Raw genomic sequence first — 15,007 nt, 5'->3', positions numbered from 1 at the left:
GGCCAGCGCAACGACGCTTGCGCCGCTGCCGCGCCGGGCTGAACAGCGGAGCCAGAATGAAACCACGAACAACAACTAACCTTGACGTATTTGTGATGTTTGGCAGCATCCTGATCACCGAGCTGATGCTCGTCGTCGCTATGGCGCTGCGCGAGCGCTTTTCGATCTGGGTGCCGCTCGAGCCGGGCGCGAACTACATCCCGGTGGTGCTCTACCCGCTGGTCGCGCTGATCTGGTTCGCGATGCAGTTTATTTTCTCGACGCCGCGGCTGGTGCGCGATGGCCAGCTGATCGACGGGCTGTGGCGGCTGGTGGCCGCGGTGCTGCTGGCATCGCTCACCTTCGCCGGCGCGCTGTTCCTTTCGTTTCGCCAGATCTCGCGCCTGTATTTTGTGTATTTCGTGCTGCTCGATCTGGCCGCGCTGCTGCTGTTTTACGGCGCCATGCGGCTGATTGTGCGGCATCGCGGCGGGCGCGGCCAAGCGCATAGCCGCATTCTGATCGCCGGCACCGGCCGCAATGGCCTGCGGCTGGCCCAGGCGCTGATGCGCCAGTGGAATGGCGCCGCGCCGGTGGTGGGCTTTCTGGGCACCGAGCCGGCCATGGTTGGCCACGATCTCGAGCGCTGGCCCGTGCTCGGCACGCTCGACGATGCCGATAGCGTGATCGAGCACTACGCCATCGACGAGATCATCATCACGCTGCCGCTTGAGGCCCATCCGCAGACGGTGCTGCTGGTGCGCCAGCTGCAAACCAAGCCGGTGCACATCCGCCTGGTGCCCGATTTCCTCGACTTCGCGGTGATGCGCGCCAGCGTGAACTACATCGAGGGCCTGCCGATCGTCGGGCTGCGCGTGCCGGCGATCAGCGACAAAGCGCGGATCATGAAGCGGCTGTTCGATATCGCGCTCAGCGCGCTGCTGCTGCTGCTGCTGTCGCCGTTTCTGCTGCTGATCGCCTGGCTCATCCGCCGCGACTCGCCCGGCCCGGCGCTGTACCGCGCCGAGCGCGTGGGCGAGAATGGCCGCCTGTTCCAGATGTATAAGTTTCGCACCATGGTGCAAGACGCCGACCAGCGCTGGGAGGAGGTGGCCTTCCGCAGCGCCGACGGCAAGCTGCACTTCAAGTTTGCCGACGATCCGCGTATCACCAGGGTGGGCCGCTGGCTGCGCCGCACCAGCCTCGACGAGCTGCCGCAGCTGATGAATGTGCTGCGCGGCGATATGAGCCTGGTAGGCCCGCGCCCCGAGCTGCCAATGGTCGTGCGCGAAGAGTACGAGCCATGGCAGTGGAGCCGTTTCACCGTTCCCCAGGGCATGACCGGCTGGTGGCAGATCAACCGCCGCGGCTTCGAGCACCAGCACCTTTGCACCGCCGACGACCTCTACTACATCCAGAACTACTCGCTGCTGCTCGACATGCGTATTCTGCTGCGTACGCTGCTGGTGGTGCTCAGCGGGCAAGGGGCGTTCTAGCGTGGCGCGTCACTCGTCGATCGCCTCGCCGCTGCCTGCGGCGCGCGGGGCTGGCTTGGCCGCTTTGCCGCTCGGCCGCCTGGCCAGCGAGCGTGCCAGGCTAGCCCTGGTGCTGCTGATCGCGCTGTGCCAGGGCGCGCTTTACCTGTGCCTGCTGCCGCCCTGGCAGCACTACGACGAGCCGACGCATTTCGAGTACGCCTGGCTGATCGCCAACCGCCCGGGCCTGCCCCACGCCGGCGACGAAGATCAGGCCATGCGCCGCGACCTGGCGGCGTCCATGCTGGCGCGGCGCTTCTACTGGAACCTCGAGCAGCCGCGCTTGCTCACCGATACCGGCCCGATCGACGTGGGCGTGACCGAGCTGGGCCACCCGCCCGGCTACTACCTGCTGGTGAGCCTGCCGCTGCGGCTGGCGCGCCACCTCGACCTCGAAAGCCAGCTCTACCTGGCGCGCGGCGTCTCGCTGCTGCTGTTTGTGCTGACGGTTGCCTTTGCCGCAGGCACGCTGCGCGAGCTGACGCCCCCCGGCCACGATCTGCGCTGGGCCGTGCCGCTGGCGATCGCGCTGCTGCCGCCATTCGCCGACCTGATGACTGCGGTGAACAACGATGTCGGCGCGGTGGCGGTGTTCTCGCTGTTTCTGTGGGGCGCGGTGCGCACTATCCGCCAGGGCTTGGGCTGGCGGCGCGTTGCCTGGGTGTTCGGCACGGCGCTGCTGGCGGTGGCTACAAAAAACACCGCCGCGCTGGCGCTGGCGCTGGCGCCGCTGGCCTGCCTGGTGGCTTTTTGGACCCAGCGCGGCTGGCGCTGGCGCTGGCTGGTGGTCGGCGTGGCCACCGCGCTGGCGCTCGCCCTGCCGCTGCTGTTCGGCTGGGGCGACGCGGCCTACTGGTACCGCGGCAACCCCCAGGCCGTTCAGGCCGAAGCTACCCGCGCCACCACGCCGCAGGCGCCGTTGGGCCAGCACGCACTCCAGCTGATGGTGCCGGCCGGTGGCGCCAACCAGATGCTGCTGAGCCCGCTGGCGGGGGTGAGCCTGCAGCGCCTGGGCGGCCAGCCGGTCACCGTGGGCGCGTGGGTATGGGCCGATACCCCCGACGCAACCGCGTACCTCGGCGTGGCCTACAAGACGCCGTCTACACCGTGGGCCGCGCTGCAGCAGCGCCAGGTCGCTATCTCCACCGTGCCGACGTTTGTGGCGCTGACGCTGGATCTGCCGCCGCAGACCATGTACCTGCACTACCAGATCAGCCTGCACACCCCGGCCGGCGCAGCGGCTACACGCATGTTTGCCGATGGCATGGTGCTGGCCGAGGGCGCCTTCCCGCTCGACCAGGCGCCGCGCTTCGACGACAGCCGCGCCACGGCTGGCATATGGGCCGGCCGCAGCTTCGCCAACCTTCTGCGCAATCCCTCGGCCGACGCGGGCTGGCCGCGGCTGCGCGCCGTCGTCGACCGCCTGCTGGTGCGCTATATCCACCGCTCGCCGGCTCAGTCGATCGCCGCGCTGTTCGACGTGTGGCGCGTCGCGCCGATCTTCTTCAGCGCCATGCTGCTGCCCGCCACCGACAGCTTCGTGCAGTCGTTCGCCTGGAGCAATGTGCGCCTGCGCGACCCGATCTGGCTGTACCTTTCGCGCTACCTTGCGCTGCTGGCGCTGCTGGGCGGCCTGCGCTGGCTGCTTTCGCGGCGCTCGGCCGGCCTGGCGCTGCGCCCGGCCGCGCTGTTTCTGCTGCTCGTCGGGCTGCTGATCTGGGCCAACACCCTGCTGCGCCCGCTGCCGCTACTGGGCGAGCTGTATGTCGTGCCGGCGGCGCGCTACACCTACCCGGCGATCATTGTCTCGCTGCTGGCGCTGGTGGGCGGCTGGCGCGCGCTGTGGGGCGCGCGCTGGCGCACCAGCGTAACTTTTGGGCTGATCGTGGGATTGATCATCCTGAATGGGGTTTCGATCCAGACAATCTGGTGGTTCTATCAGACGCTCCCGCCAGTGCGTTGATTGGCAGCAGCTACGCTTCTTCAAGATGTGGCGCGGGCAGGGCCTCTTGCCGCCCCCGATTGTGCCCCGCGCCCCGCGCGATACGCCCCGGCCGCGTACCGCGCGCACGAGTGGGCGCAGAGCCGCCAGGCGCGTTTGGATCGCACTAGGACTGAGGACATGAATCGACCAACACCTGCCCGCCGCGCTGGCTTGCTTGCCCTTCTGCTGATAGCTCTGGGCGTGGGCTGCTTTGCGCCAGCCGCCCCACCTGCCGCGCTGGCGCGCGCCCTGGCGCCGGCCCTCGCCGCGGCGACGCCGCTGCATCGCGTGTACGTGCCGGTGTTCACGCGCAACTCGCCCTGGAAGGCGCCTTTTGGGGTGCAGGCCGAGCGGCCGCTGACGCTCGGCTCGCCGATTTTAACGCGCACCGCTGAGCTGGGCGCCGGCTGGGCGCGCATGGGCCCGATCTCGTGGCGCCTGATGCAGCCAACCGAGGGCGGCCCGATCAACTGGGACGTGCTGGCCCAGCTCGAGACCGAGCTGCGCGCCGTGCGGCAGTTTGGCATTACGCCCGAGGTGGTGATCTACGACTCGCCGGCCTGGGCTACGATCAACAAGCCGTTTGCTACCTCGTGCGGCGCGATTCGCCCCGAGAAGTATGGCGCCTACGCGGCGTTCATCAGCGCGCTGATCGAGCGCTACGGCACGCCCGAGTTCAATGTGCACCACTGGGAGCTGGGCAACGAGATCGATATCGACCCGCGGCTGGTGCAGCCAAACAACGGCTTCGGCTGCTGGGGCAATATCAACGATCGGTTCTATGGCGGCCGCAGCTATGGTGCGATGCTGAAGGCGGTTGCGCCGGTGCTGCGCGCGGCCGATCCCGCCGTGCAGATCTGGATCGGCGGGCTGCTGCTCGACGAGCCATACACCACCGCGGCGGGCAAGGGCCGGCCCGAGCTGTTTCTGCAGGGCATTCTGGAAGCCGGCGCGGCGCCGTATTTCGACGTGGTGCCATACCACGCCTACACTCCATACCTCAACCAGACCGTCGACCCCGACAACGCGCCCGCCTCGCCGTGGTACTCGCGCGGCGGCCGTGTGCGCGGCAAGGCCGCGTTTCTGCGCGAGATCATGGCGGCGTATGGCGTGAGCAAGCCGCTGTTTTTGAATGAAACCGCGCTGATGTGCCCCACCGATAACCTGCCCTACAAGGCCTACTGCTCGCCGCCCGCCGATGCGTTTTTCCAGATGCAGGCGGTGTACCTGGTGCGCTCGTTCACACGTGCGCTGGCCAACGACGTTCAAGGTGTGATCTGGTATACGATCAATGGCCCGGGCTGGTTCAACACCGGCTTGCTCGACGCGCAGGATACGCCAACCCAGGCCTTCCGCGCCTTCAAGGTGCTGAGCGAGCTGCTGCAGACCGCCGAGTACACCGGCACGGTCGATTACGGCCAGGGCGTGGAAGCGTACGCTTTCGCGCGCTACGACCGGCGCGTGCACGTGGTGTGGGCGATCGACGACCAGACGCTGGCCATTAGCGTCCCGCAGTCGCGGTTTATCGCCGCCGTCGATCGCGATGGCAATGCGCTGACGCCGATTGCGTTCGGCGACAACTACCTGTTCCTGGCGCGCTTCGAGCCGATATATATTACGCTCAAGCCATAGTGCGCGCCTGGCGCGTGCCTCGCCCGGCTCGCTTTCCGCATCAAGGTAGCCTTTCGAGAAAAGATGCAGCCATGCTCCAGCGCCTGCGCGTATACGGGCCGATTGTGTGGGCCGCGATCGTCTCTGCCGCGCTGCTCGGCTGGTTTGGCGGCCACGCCTACGACGACCCGTTCATCACCTACCGCTACGCCCAAAACCTCGCCGCCGGCCTGGGGTTTGTGTATAACTCCGGCGAGCGCGTGCTCAGCACAACCACGCCGCTGTACGCGCTGATCCTGGCGGCGGCGCGGCTGTTCGGCGCCGATATTCCAACCTTCAGCAATGCGCTGGGCGCGCTCAGCCTGGCGCTCGGCGGGCTGGCGCTCTGGCGGCTGGGCCTGGCCTGGCGCGCGCCGCTGGCCGGCCTGGCGGCCATGCTGGTGTACCCACTGTTCCCGCTGCTCGTCACCACGCTGGGTAGCGAGCTGCCGCTGTACCTAGCGCTGGTGCTGGGGGCCACGCTGGCCTACGCCCACGAGCGCTACCTGGCGGCGGCGGCGCTGCTGGCGCTGGCCGCGCTGATCCGCGCCGATGGCGTTCTGGCCGCCGGCGTGCTTGGCGCGGCGTTTCTGCTGCAGCGCCGCCGGCCGCTGCCCTGGCGCGCGCTGGCGCTGTACTTGGCGCTGCTGCTGCCCTGGCTGGCCTTCGCACAGCTGTATTTCGGCGCGCCATTCCCGGCGACGCTGGAGGCCAAGCGCCGGCAAGCCCTGCTGCCCGGCAGCGAGCTGTTTCTGCCCGGCTTGCTGGCGCAGCTGCGCGATAACTACTGGCGCTACGCCGAGTTCCGGCCAATGTTTACCCTGGCGGCGCTGGGGCTGGTGGCGGCGCTGCGCCGGCGCGGCCCCTGGCTCATTCCGATCGGCTGGAGCGCGCTGTATACCGCGGCCTACGCCGCGCTGGGCGTCACCAGCTACTTCTGGTACTACGGCCCGGTGATCGTCGGGCTGGCCGCGCTGGTGGGCCTGGGCCTGGACGCGCTGGCCGGCCTGGCGCGGCGCGGCTGGGGCCACCCGGCGGCGGCTTGGGCTGTGGCGCTGGCGCTGGGCCTGCAGCTGCTGCGTGTCGAGTACCAGGGGCTGCTGTTTCTGAAAGATCACCGCGATACGCGCGTGGCGATCTACCAGGCCGCCGGCGAGTGGCTGCGCGCCAACACCCCGCCCGACGCGCGCGTTGGCACCCTGGAGGTTGGGATCATCGGCTACTATGCCCAGCGGCCGATGCTCGACTTCGCCGGGTTGCTCCAGCCGCCGGTCGCCCAGCAGCTTTCGCCTGCCAGCAGCTACGACGCCGCCGCAGTATGGGCGTTTCAGCGGTATCGCCCGCGCTACCTGGTGCTGCAGGATGGCGCGCTGCCGCGTCTGCAGCACGAAGCCGCGCCGGCCGGTGGCTGCCATCCCGTGCACGAGCTGCGCGACGCGGTGTACGCCTACCCGCTGATTATTTTCGCATGCGGCTCGGCTTGACGCCCGGCGCGCGCCCCGCTATACTCGCGGCCAGCATGAACGCCGCTAGCAAAACCGAGCCCCAGGCTGCCGCGCCCGAGCCGCAGGCCGGCGCGCCGCCCCTCCGCCACGGGGCGCGCTGGGCTGCGGCCGCGCTGGCCGTGCTGGCCGTGCTGCTTGGCGCGGGCTGGCTGGCCGCGCCGGTGCTGCTGTGGGCCTACGATCTCGAGCGCGCCGGCGGCCTGATCGACGCCGGCCTGGCCTGGCCTGTGCCGCGCCGCGCCGATAGCCTGCCCCACGCCCGCGACGCCGCGACGCTCGAGCGCGCGCTGCCGCTGCTCGCGGCGGCCACGCGCCACCGCCCCGCCCATCCGCACGCGTACCGGCTTAGCGGCCAGGTGTACGCCGCGCTGGGCGATTGGGATCGCGCCGCCACATCCTACGAGCAGGCTGTGGCGCTCGCGCCCGATAACCCGCTGCTGCGCTACGAGGCCAGCCTTGTGTATTCGCGTATGGACGAGATCAGCCGTACCGCGCCGCGCACGCCGATTATCGACCAGCTGCTGGACGGCCGGCTCGACGCCCCCGGTCGGCTGATCAAATCGCAGTTCTGCAGCGATCGCGGCGCCGAAACCTGCTACCTCGGCCGCGTCACTTATCGCCAGGGCTTCGCCAACGACCCAGCCGCGCCCGCGCTCGAGACGCAGGCGATCTTTCTGCACCCACCAGCAAGCCTCACGGCCAGCCTCGCGGTGCCGAAGGATCGGCCGGCGCTGCATTTTGTGGTTGGCCTCGACCCAGCCGCCCACGATTGGGCCACCAATGGCGCAAGCTTCCGCGTGTGGGTCGCGCCCGTGGGTGGCCAGCGCACGCGCGTGGCCGATCTGCCGATCGATCGCGCTACCGCCCAGCGTGGCTGGGTGCCTGGCTGGGCCGATCTTGCGCCCTGGGCCGGGCAAACCGTGCAGCTGACGCTTGAGTCGCACCCCGGCCCGGCCGGCGATGCCGCCGACGACTGGTATGCCTGGGGCGATCTGGCGTTCACTACCCCCGAAGCCGCGCGCTATGCCACCGTGCCACTGGCAGAGCGCGCGCGCGATCTGCGGCGCGGCATACGCTGAAGATGAATAGAAATTCATTTTAAGGCGTTACAAAGCCAAATACTACTCAAAATAGTTTTCTCTGTCATCATTCGCTCATCCCCACCCCTTCCCAACGCGGCGGCCAAATTTTACAATAGCCTTCGTGAGCTCGATCCGGCATTCGCCGATCTCGCTGGTCACATCGAACCGATACCGCACTACTACGCTGCTCTGCCGGTATTCAGCCTGGCCCGCCGGCGCAGCAGTTCTCGTTGCAGGAGGGTAACGATGATCGCAGCACGCACGCTTACGACCCGGCCTTCCGCTCGATCGAGCGCCCCGCACGCTGCACTGGCGAGCGTTGATGCCGCCGAGCTTGCCCACATGGATCTGGCGGTGCTGCTTCGGCACTGCCTCGCCGAGAGCGAGCGATTCTACCGCGGCATCCAGCACGACACGCGCTTCGCCTACGAGCTGTTTCGCCGCGCGATCGTCGAGCATAACGACGTCGCCTGGGAGCATATCTACACCCACTATAGCCCGCTGGTCGAGAGCTGGGTGCGCCGCAGTGGCGCGTTCACCAGCAGTGGCGAGAGCAGCGAGTATTTTGTGGGCGCGGCATTCACCAAGTTCTGGAAGGCGATCAGCGAGCGGTTCGACCAGTTCCCGACGCTCTCGTCGCTGCTGCACTACTTGCAACTTTGCTCGGGCTCAGTCGTAATAGATAGCGTCCGCGCCCAATCGTGGGCCGAGATGTTGCCGGAAGAGGCGCTGCCCACCGGCCACGCCCCCCAGACAGCACCGGACGAGGAAGCCATGGAACGGGTGTACTGCGAGGAGTTCTGGAGCTATATCAACACCCAGCTGCACAGCGAGGCCGAGCGCGTGGTGGTGTTCCGCTCGTACGTGCTGGGGATGAAGCCGCTCGATATCTTTCAGGATCGCCAGGATCTGTTTCAGAGCATCAACGACGTGTATAACGTGAAGCGCAATGTGCTCGGCCGCCTGAGCCGCAACCCCGAGCTGCGCAGCATGCTGGCTTCCTGATCCAAGCGTGCGCCGATCGTTTGTGGGGATGCTGCCGCGCGTCACGCGGCAGCATCCCCACTTTTTTTTGCCGAAAGCAGCGCCCCAGCCGTGGCGTGCGCTGCGGCGCTCTGCGCGCGGCGGAAAACGATACGCCGCCAGCCCAAGATCGCTCAGCCGTGCATGCCCGAGCGCTGCCAGTAGCGGTCGAGCAGCGCGGCAAACTCTTCGGCCGAGCGGCCCAGCAGGGCCTCGGGGATGAGCAAGTCGTAGCCGGTGCGGGCGCGGCAGGCCGCCAGCGCACCCCGCAGCGCGTGATCGTCGGCCGGCGCCGAGCGGTGCAGCAGCCAGTGGATGATATGCAGCGCGCCCGAGAGTGGCCCGCGCGCCGCCGGCAGGCGCGCCTCGTAGCTCTGCACGTACTGCTCGGTGTCGAGCAGCGCGATGCCGAGCTGGCGCGGGCTGCCGATCGAGAGCACGCTCGCGCGCTGGCGCGTCACCCCGATGCGGCGAATATTTCCCCAGCCGACGAATGCCGACGAGTGGCCCAGGTTCAGCAGTATGCCTTTGGTATCGAAGGTGATGCCGGCGCGCTGGTCGGTGCCGATCAGCCAGAATGCCACGCCGGTGGCCAGCGCCAGCAGCCCAAGCAGCACGACGCCAAGCGCCAGCAGCCGGCTGATTGGCGGCATCGCCAGCAGGCGCGCGCCCTCGACCAGGCACCAGCAGCCGACGATCCAGCACGCCAGCGCCACCAGCCGCAGGCGCGGCTGGTTCGGAATGATTCGCATAGAATGCCTCTCGGTAGTGGGTTGTCGGAAATGTGCGAGCGGCTTTGCTGGTTCTATTGTACGGGGTGCCGCGCCAGGCAACAATAGGCTGGCGGTACTTACCTGGCCTGGCCCGAGTGGGCCGCCGCATCTAGGCGCATGTGGGTTATGGTCACAGGCAGGGGCCGCTGGCGGCAGGCTATTTGGCGCTGCCCGGCGCTTTTCATGCGGCCCCGGCGGCCGTGCTAATCGGCCTCGCGCATGGCGCGCGGCGGCAGCAGCCACACCAGTGTTCCGGCGCCGGCCTCGAGCACCTCGGCGTCGACGCGGGCCAGGCCGCCTTTTCTCATCAGCACGCGCCCGCCGCTGAGTGTGGCCACCAGGCCGCTGAGATCGGGCTCGTGGCCAACCAGCATCACCCGCTCGGCGGCGCGGTGCTCGCCCAGCAGCGCCAGCAGCCGCGGCAGATCGCAGCCGGGCGCGAGTGCGTCGCTCAGCTGCGGCTCGAGGCCCAGCTCGCGCCCGACGATCGCGGCCGTCTCGTGGGCGCGCGTCAGCGGGCTGCTCAGCAGCGCGTCGAGCTTCAGGCCGAGCTTGCGCAGCCCGCGCGCCGCCGATTTCATCTTGGCGATGCCCTCTTTCGTCAGCGCGCGGCTGGCGTCGGTGCCGTCGGGCGCGGTCTCGGCCGCGACGCCGTGGCGCAAGAAGTACAGCTCCATTGGCCCCCCCTATGCTATAATGCAGCTCCAATCCGGGTTCGCTAGGCTTACGTCGGTGCTCTTTCCCGTGCCTACGCGGCCGCCTTCGCTCGGCAGAGTTGTACTTAGAAGCTGGCTGAAACTGGTGGTGGCCACGAATCTGTCGCCGCTCGCCAGAAAGGAGCTGCGCGAGGGACTATGCCCGCGCACTTCTCCTTTTCAGACAGTTTCTTATTCAAGAAAGCCTATTATGACACAAGTATCGGTGCCTGTGCTCGATTTTGGCGGGCAGACCGCGCAGCTGCTGGTGCGGCGCGTGCGCGAGCTGGGGGTCTATAGCGAGCTGCTGCCGCACGACGCCACGGAGGAGGCGGTGCGCCAGCTTAACCCGCGCGGCGTGATCCTCTCGGGCGGGCCGTCGAGCGTCTACGAGCCGGGCGCGCCGCAGATGCCGGCCTGGCTGCTGGGCGCCGGGCTGCCGGTGCTGGGCGTGTGCTATGGTATGCAGCTGCAGAGCTACGCCCTGGGCGGCCAGGTGGCGCCGCCGGCCGAGCGCGAGTTCGGCCCGGCGACGATCGAGCTCGGCGGCGACCACGCGCTGTTCGCGGGCACGCCACCGCAGCAGCTGGTATGGATGAGCCACGGCGACCGGCTTGAGGCCATGCCGCCGGGCTTTCGCTCGCTGGCCCACAGCGCCAACTCGCCATTCGCGGCCATGGGCGACGACGCCCGCCGCTGGTATGGCATCCAGTTCCACCCCGAGGTGGTGCATACGCGCTTTGGCCGCGAGCTGCTGCGCAATTTCGTGCACGAGATCTGCGGCTGTGGCAGCGACTGGCAGGCCGCCGGCTTTGTGGCCGAGGCGATCGAGCGGATCAAAGCCCAGGTCGGCGATGGCCGGGTGATCTGCGCGCTCTCGGGCGGCGTCGACTCGGCGGTGGCGGCGCTGCTGATCCACCGCGCCGTGGGCGAGCAGCTCACGTGCGTGTTTGTCGACAACGGGCTGCTGCGGCTGGGCGAGGCCGCGCAGGTTGTCGAAACCTTTCGTGAGCACTTGCACGTGCCGCTGGTGGCGGTCGACGCGGCCGAAGAGTTTCTGGGCGCGCTCGAAGGCGTGGCCGACCCCGAGCGCAAGCGCAAGATCATTGGCGAGAAGTTTGTGCGGATCTTCGAGCGCGAGGCGCAGCGCATCGGCGCGGTCGATTTCCTGGCGCAGGGCACGCTCTACCCCGACGTGATCGAGAGCAAAGCGCCAGACCGCCAGAAGGGCGTGACGATCAAGACGCACCACAACGTCGGCGGGCTGCCGGCCGATATGCGGCTGAAGCTGGTCGAGCCGCTGCGCTACCTGTTCAAAGACGAAGTGCGCGCGGCCGGGCTTGAGCTTGGCCTGCCGGAAGACTGGGTCTGGCGCCACCCATTCCCCGGCCCTGGCCTGGCGGTGCGCGTGCTCGGCCCGGTGAGCTGGCAGCGGCTCGAAACGCTGCGCAGGGCCGACGCGATCTTTATCGGCGAGCTGCGCGCGGCCGGGCTGTACCGCGCCACGCAGCAGGCGTTCGCGGTGCTGCTGCCGATCCAGAGCGTGGGCGTTATGGGCGACGGGCGCACATATGCTGATGTGATCGCGCTGCGCGCCGTAACCACCGAAGACTACATGACCGCTGACTGGGCGCGGTTGCCCGAGGATCTGCTGGCGCGCGTCAGCAGCCGGATCGTCAACGAAGTGCAGGGCGTGAACCGGGTGGTATACGACATTTCGAGCAAGCCGCCCTCGACGATCGAGTGGGAGTAGGCTGCGCTACGACCGCACGCGCAGGTCGGTCTGGCGGATCTTCAGCGCCAGGTCGGCGGCGAGGTTGCGCATCAGCACGAAGCCCAGCTCGAAATCTTCACGGCACAGCTCCATCAGGTCGGCGCGGCGTAGCGCCAGCAGCCGGGCCTCGGCCGAGCCGACGCGCGCGGTGGCGGTGCGAATGCCTTCGTCGACCAGCGCTACCTCGCCGAACGACTGGCCGGGCTTAAGGCGTGCCACCGTGGCCGGCGCGGCGGCGCCGGGCGCCTGCACCTGGATGTCGATCGCGCCGCCGAGGATAATGTACAGGCCATCGCTGCGCGCATTCTGCTCGAACACGACATCGCCTTCGCGCAGGCGGTGCTCGATGCAGATCTGCGAGATGCGCTCGAGCCGCTCCTGGCCCAGCTCATCGAAGATTTCGACGCGGGCCAGCATCGAGGCGTACGACATGCGGCTGCTCCTTTTTGACGGCTTCGGCCGCGCACTTGCCAGATCTTGCCAATTGTACGCCTACGCGGCGGGAAGTGGCAAAAAATGGCAGGAATTGCAACGGAATGTTATGCCCTGGGCCTGTGCAATTCATATTGGCGCGGTAGCCGCAAAGCTATTACCAAAGGCAGAACGCGGCGCTGTGGCGCAATAGCAATATGTACGGCATAGAAAAATTATTCATTGGAAATTTAACGGCCGGGTATATTTTATAGCAACTACGGATCGGCTCGGAGAAGCACCACGATCGTGCTCTCAATCGCGCAGGCTCCCAGATTGTGCTCGCACGATGTGCCGTCATCCAAGCTCATGTTCGGAGCCTACCGAACGCATCACGCCATTGCTATATGCGAGCAATCGCAGGCCAGTGGCGTGATGTGTTTTTATGTGTTGCTGGCGCGCAAGGCCGGCTCGGCCAGGGTGGCGCGCTCGGCCGCATTGGCCGGCTCGGCCAGGGTGGCGGCGGCAGCCAGCACCAGCGTGAGCCACACCACGTCGGCCATGAGCAGGTGCAGCAGCTGCATGTAGATCGGCGCCAGCAGCACCACATTCACCAGCCCGATGCCGAGCTGGCTGAGGAAGATCGCGATCAGCGCGCGGACAAACCAGCGCGTAGTGCGGCCGGGGCGGCGGGCGGCGGCGAACAGCCCGGTGTAGATCGTGAACAGGCCGACCAGCACCGCCAGGATTGGATGGATGATCCGCAGCTGGATGAGGAAATGCGCGGTCGGCGAGAAATCCTGGCGCACCCCCTGTGCCAGCGACTGAGCCGGAAACAGCGTGTCGCCGAGCGCGGTGATCGCGCCGGTGACGCCCACCACCACCGCGCCGCCGAGCGCCAGCCCGAGCACCAGTGCGAGCGTGCCCTGGCCACGCAGCCGCAGCGCGCGGCCGCCGGAAGCCCACCAGGCCGTCAGCGCGATCGAGCCGATCAGCAGGAACGTGTTCACCAGGTGAATGCCGAGCGACACCGCGCGCGCCACCGAGTCGTCTTTATCGGTCAGGCCGAGCAGCACCAGCCCGGCGCCCACCAGCGCCTCGGTGATCATGAAGAACATAGCCAGCCCGGCGCCGAGCCGCACCTGGTGGCCGCGCGGGTAGGCGCGCCAGGCCCACGCCAGCATGGCCACGGCGAGCAGTAGCGACCCGCCGCTGCTGATGCGGTGCGCGAACTCAACGAGCGTCTGGATGCGCGGCGCCTGCGGCACGATCTCGCCGTTGCACAGCGGCCAGTGGCTGCCGCAGCCGGCGCCCGAGCCCGAGGCGCGCACATATGCGCCCCACACGATCACCGCGAGGTTGTAGGCCAGCGTAGCCCAGGCGAAGCGGGCGTAGCGATTTACTCTCATTGGTGGCATCCCTCTAGAAGAACGATCGCCGCGAGCGCATGGTAGCACAAAGCGGCCCGGCCGCAAGCGCGTACAAAAAAGGGCGCTGGGGGCTGCGCCATCGCAGCTCCATACGCCCAGTCGTCAGCGCGCAGCACTAGCGCCATCGGTAGCGCCACGCCACTGACGGAGATAAGGAGCAAGTTCGACATACGCTCGCCGACAGTAGCCAACGGGCGCAGGAGACAGGCCGAGTTTGGTGTTTCACACCTTGGAACTAGGATTGGGCACTTCGTGTGTAAGTATATGATAAACCCTGTGCGAATGCGAGTCGCAGTGTTGGAGCGTTCTGAGTTTGGTAGGTTGGCGAATCAGGCCGCGCCGATATTGCGCTCGAGAATTTCGGCGACGTGCAGCCGGATGCCGAGCTGGTTGGCCAGCGGGGTGATCAGCTCGCGGCAGTTCAGCGCGTCGTCGAGCGTCGCGCAGTGCATCGTTAGGATCAGCTGATCGGCGGTGTTCTGGCTGAGCTCGAGTGTGGTGGGGCGGTTCTGGCAATCGACGATCGGCCAGCGATGGAGGATACTCGGCGCGCGCAGATTGCTGAGAATGTGCATCCGCGTGCTGTGGGCAATGCTCTGCTCGGCGCGCACGGCCTCGTAGACGCGCGTCTTCGAGATATACAGCTTCAGCGCGTCCATCACCTCGGCCACGGTTTTGTAGCTGAGGCCCAGAAAATACAGCAGGATGGCCAGGTCGCGCACGCGCCGCGAGATATGCGCCTGCGAGATGCCGTGCGGGTAGACGCGGAAGGTGTGGCCACAGGCCAGGCAGCGGTAGCGGTAGGCGAGCACCTGGCGGTCGCTGCGATCGCGCACAGGCTTGTAGACACGCTGGTGCAAACGGAGCAGTTTGCTGCGGCAGTTGGGCATTGGGCAGCTGCAGGGCGCTTCGATCTCTTCATCCGCGAGTGTTGGCAAGATGAACTGCAGGTTCATACGAACCTCTTTCCAAACGCGTTTGTACCTTTCTTTATAGCAGTAGGGCGCGCGTTTGTATGGAACAGGTTCGTATCTGGGGGTTAAGATTCTTTTCCTGATAATTGTCACAAGTTATACGAACTTGGTTTGATCTCTTTTGTTATGAGATGCCCTGCCCGGCGAAGCCGGGCGGGGCATCTCATAACAAAATGCGGGGGCGGCGAAGCC

The 15,007-nt window shown here is 67.5% G+C and carries 12 protein-coding genes; 7 read left to right on the top strand and 5 right to left on the bottom strand.

The window, feature by feature from the left end; translation table 11 throughout:
* Positions 1–56 precede the first annotated feature (56 nt).
* The 6 genes from U0177_RS27160 to U0177_RS27135 all read left to right on the top strand — a co-directional run bounded on the left by U0177_RS27160 (position 57) and on the right by U0177_RS27135 (position 8,740).
* Positions 57–1,475 (top strand): sugar transferase, encoded by a 1,419-nt coding sequence (locus tag U0177_RS27160; RefSeq protein WP_409573820.1) that lies wholly within the window; start codon positions 57–59, stop codon positions 1,473–1,475.
* Position 1,476: 1 nt separating this feature from the next.
* Positions 1,477–3,477 carry a hypothetical protein gene (locus tag U0177_RS27155; RefSeq protein WP_409573819.1) on the top strand — a complete coding sequence of 667 codons (2,001 nt, stop codon included), beginning with the start codon at positions 1,477–1,479 and terminating at the stop codon, positions 3,475–3,477.
* A gap of 159 nt (positions 3,478–3,636) precedes the next feature.
* Positions 3,637–5,130 carry a hypothetical protein gene (locus tag U0177_RS27150; RefSeq protein ID WP_409573818.1) on the top strand — a complete coding sequence of 498 codons (1,494 nt, stop codon included), beginning with the start codon at positions 3,637–3,639 and terminating at the stop codon, positions 5,128–5,130.
* A gap of 71 nt (positions 5,131–5,201) precedes the next feature.
* A complete protein-coding gene (locus U0177_RS27145; protein ID WP_409573817.1) occupies positions 5,202–6,632 on the top strand; it encodes a hypothetical protein in 1,431 nt (476 codons plus the stop codon).
* A gap of 35 nt (positions 6,633–6,667) precedes the next feature.
* Positions 6,668–7,732, top strand: coding sequence for a tetratricopeptide repeat protein (locus U0177_RS27140; RefSeq protein ID WP_409573816.1), 1,065 nt, complete (start codon positions 6,668–6,670; stop codon positions 7,730–7,732).
* 249 nt (positions 7,733–7,981) lie between these two features.
* Complete coding sequence (locus U0177_RS27135) at positions 7,982–8,740, top strand: RNA polymerase sigma factor (RefSeq protein ID WP_409573815.1); 759 nt, start codon at positions 7,982–7,984, stop codon at positions 8,738–8,740.
* A 152-nt stretch (positions 8,741–8,892) separates the two neighbouring features.
* Here U0177_RS27135 and U0177_RS27130 read toward each other — a convergent pair whose 3' ends face one another.
* The gene (locus U0177_RS27130; protein WP_409573814.1) at positions 8,893–9,510 is read right to left on the bottom strand and encodes a hypothetical protein; all 618 of its coding nucleotides are present in this window, start codon (positions 9,508–9,510) and stop codon (positions 8,893–8,895) included.
* A 224-nt stretch (positions 9,511–9,734) separates the two neighbouring features.
* A complete protein-coding gene (gene sixA, locus U0177_RS27125; RefSeq protein ID WP_409573813.1) occupies positions 9,735–10,208 on the bottom strand; it encodes a phosphohistidine phosphatase SixA in 474 nt (157 codons plus the stop codon).
* A gap of 229 nt (positions 10,209–10,437) precedes the next feature.
* On the opposite strand from sixA, the gene guaA reads away from it, so the two are divergent.
* Entirely contained in the window at positions 10,438–11,979 is a 1,542-nt protein-coding gene (gene guaA / locus U0177_RS27120) for a glutamine-hydrolyzing GMP synthase (protein ID WP_409573812.1), read from the top strand.
* A 6-nt stretch (positions 11,980–11,985) separates the two neighbouring features.
* Here guaA and U0177_RS27115 read toward each other — a convergent pair whose 3' ends face one another.
* The 3 genes from U0177_RS27115 to U0177_RS27105 form a co-directional block, all read right to left on the bottom strand.
* Positions 11,986–12,432, bottom strand: a complete 447-nt coding sequence (locus tag U0177_RS27115) for a cyclic nucleotide-binding domain-containing protein (protein ID WP_409573811.1) — start codon at positions 12,430–12,432, stop codon at positions 11,986–11,988.
* A gap of 422 nt (positions 12,433–12,854) precedes the next feature.
* Positions 12,855–13,820 carry a COX15/CtaA family protein gene (locus U0177_RS27110; protein ID WP_409573810.1) on the bottom strand — a complete coding sequence of 322 codons (966 nt, stop codon included), beginning with the start codon at positions 13,818–13,820 and terminating at the stop codon, positions 12,855–12,857.
* Positions 13,821–14,170: 350 nt separating this feature from the next.
* Positions 14,171–14,797: a hypothetical protein gene (locus U0177_RS27105; protein WP_409573809.1), complete on the bottom strand. Its 627-nt coding sequence runs from the start codon at positions 14,795–14,797 to the stop codon at positions 14,171–14,173.
* Positions 14,798–15,007: the final 210 nt, after the last annotated feature.

The sequence above is a fragment of the Kouleothrix sp. genome (assembly GCF_046328425.1).
In the GTDB taxonomy this organism is placed as follows: Bacteria; Chloroflexota; Chloroflexia; order Chloroflexales; family Roseiflexaceae; genus Kouleothrix.
Note: the sequence above shows the minus strand (reverse complement) of the source record. Positions and strands in the feature narration are given on the sequence as shown.

Bases quoted from the DNA above. Each gene is read 5' to 3' on its own strand.
- U0177_RS27160 (WP_409573820.1), top strand. From the start codon at position 57: ATGAAACCACGAACAACAACTAACCTTGACGTATTTGTGATGTTTGGC.
- U0177_RS27150 (WP_409573818.1), top strand. From the start codon at position 3,637: ATGAATCGACCAACACCTGCCCGCCGCGCTGGCTTGCTTGCCCTTCTG.
- U0177_RS27145 (WP_409573817.1), top strand. From the start codon at position 5,202: ATGCTCCAGCGCCTGCGCGTATACGGGCCGATTGTGTGGGCCGCGATC.
- U0177_RS27140 (WP_409573816.1), top strand. From the start codon at position 6,668: ATGAACGCCGCTAGCAAAACCGAGCCCCAGGCTGCCGCGCCCGAGCCG.
- U0177_RS27135 (WP_409573815.1), top strand. From the start codon at position 7,982: ATGATCGCAGCACGCACGCTTACGACCCGGCCTTCCGCTCGATCGAGC.
- U0177_RS27130 (WP_409573814.1), bottom strand. From the start codon at position 9,510: ATGCGAATCATTCCGAACCAGCCGCGCCTGCGGCTGGTGGCGCTGGCG.
- sixA (WP_409573813.1), bottom strand. From the start codon at position 10,208: ATGGAGCTGTACTTCTTGCGCCACGGCGTCGCGGCCGAGACCGCGCCC.
- guaA (WP_409573812.1), top strand. From the start codon at position 10,438: ATGACACAAGTATCGGTGCCTGTGCTCGATTTTGGCGGGCAGACCGCG.
- U0177_RS27115 (WP_409573811.1), bottom strand. From the start codon at position 12,432: ATGTCGTACGCCTCGATGCTGGCCCGCGTCGAAATCTTCGATGAGCTG.
- U0177_RS27110 (WP_409573810.1), bottom strand. From the start codon at position 13,820: ATGAGAGTAAATCGCTACGCCCGCTTCGCCTGGGCTACGCTGGCCTAC.
- U0177_RS27105 (WP_409573809.1), bottom strand. From the start codon at position 14,797: ATGAACCTGCAGTTCATCTTGCCAACACTCGCGGATGAAGAGATCGAA.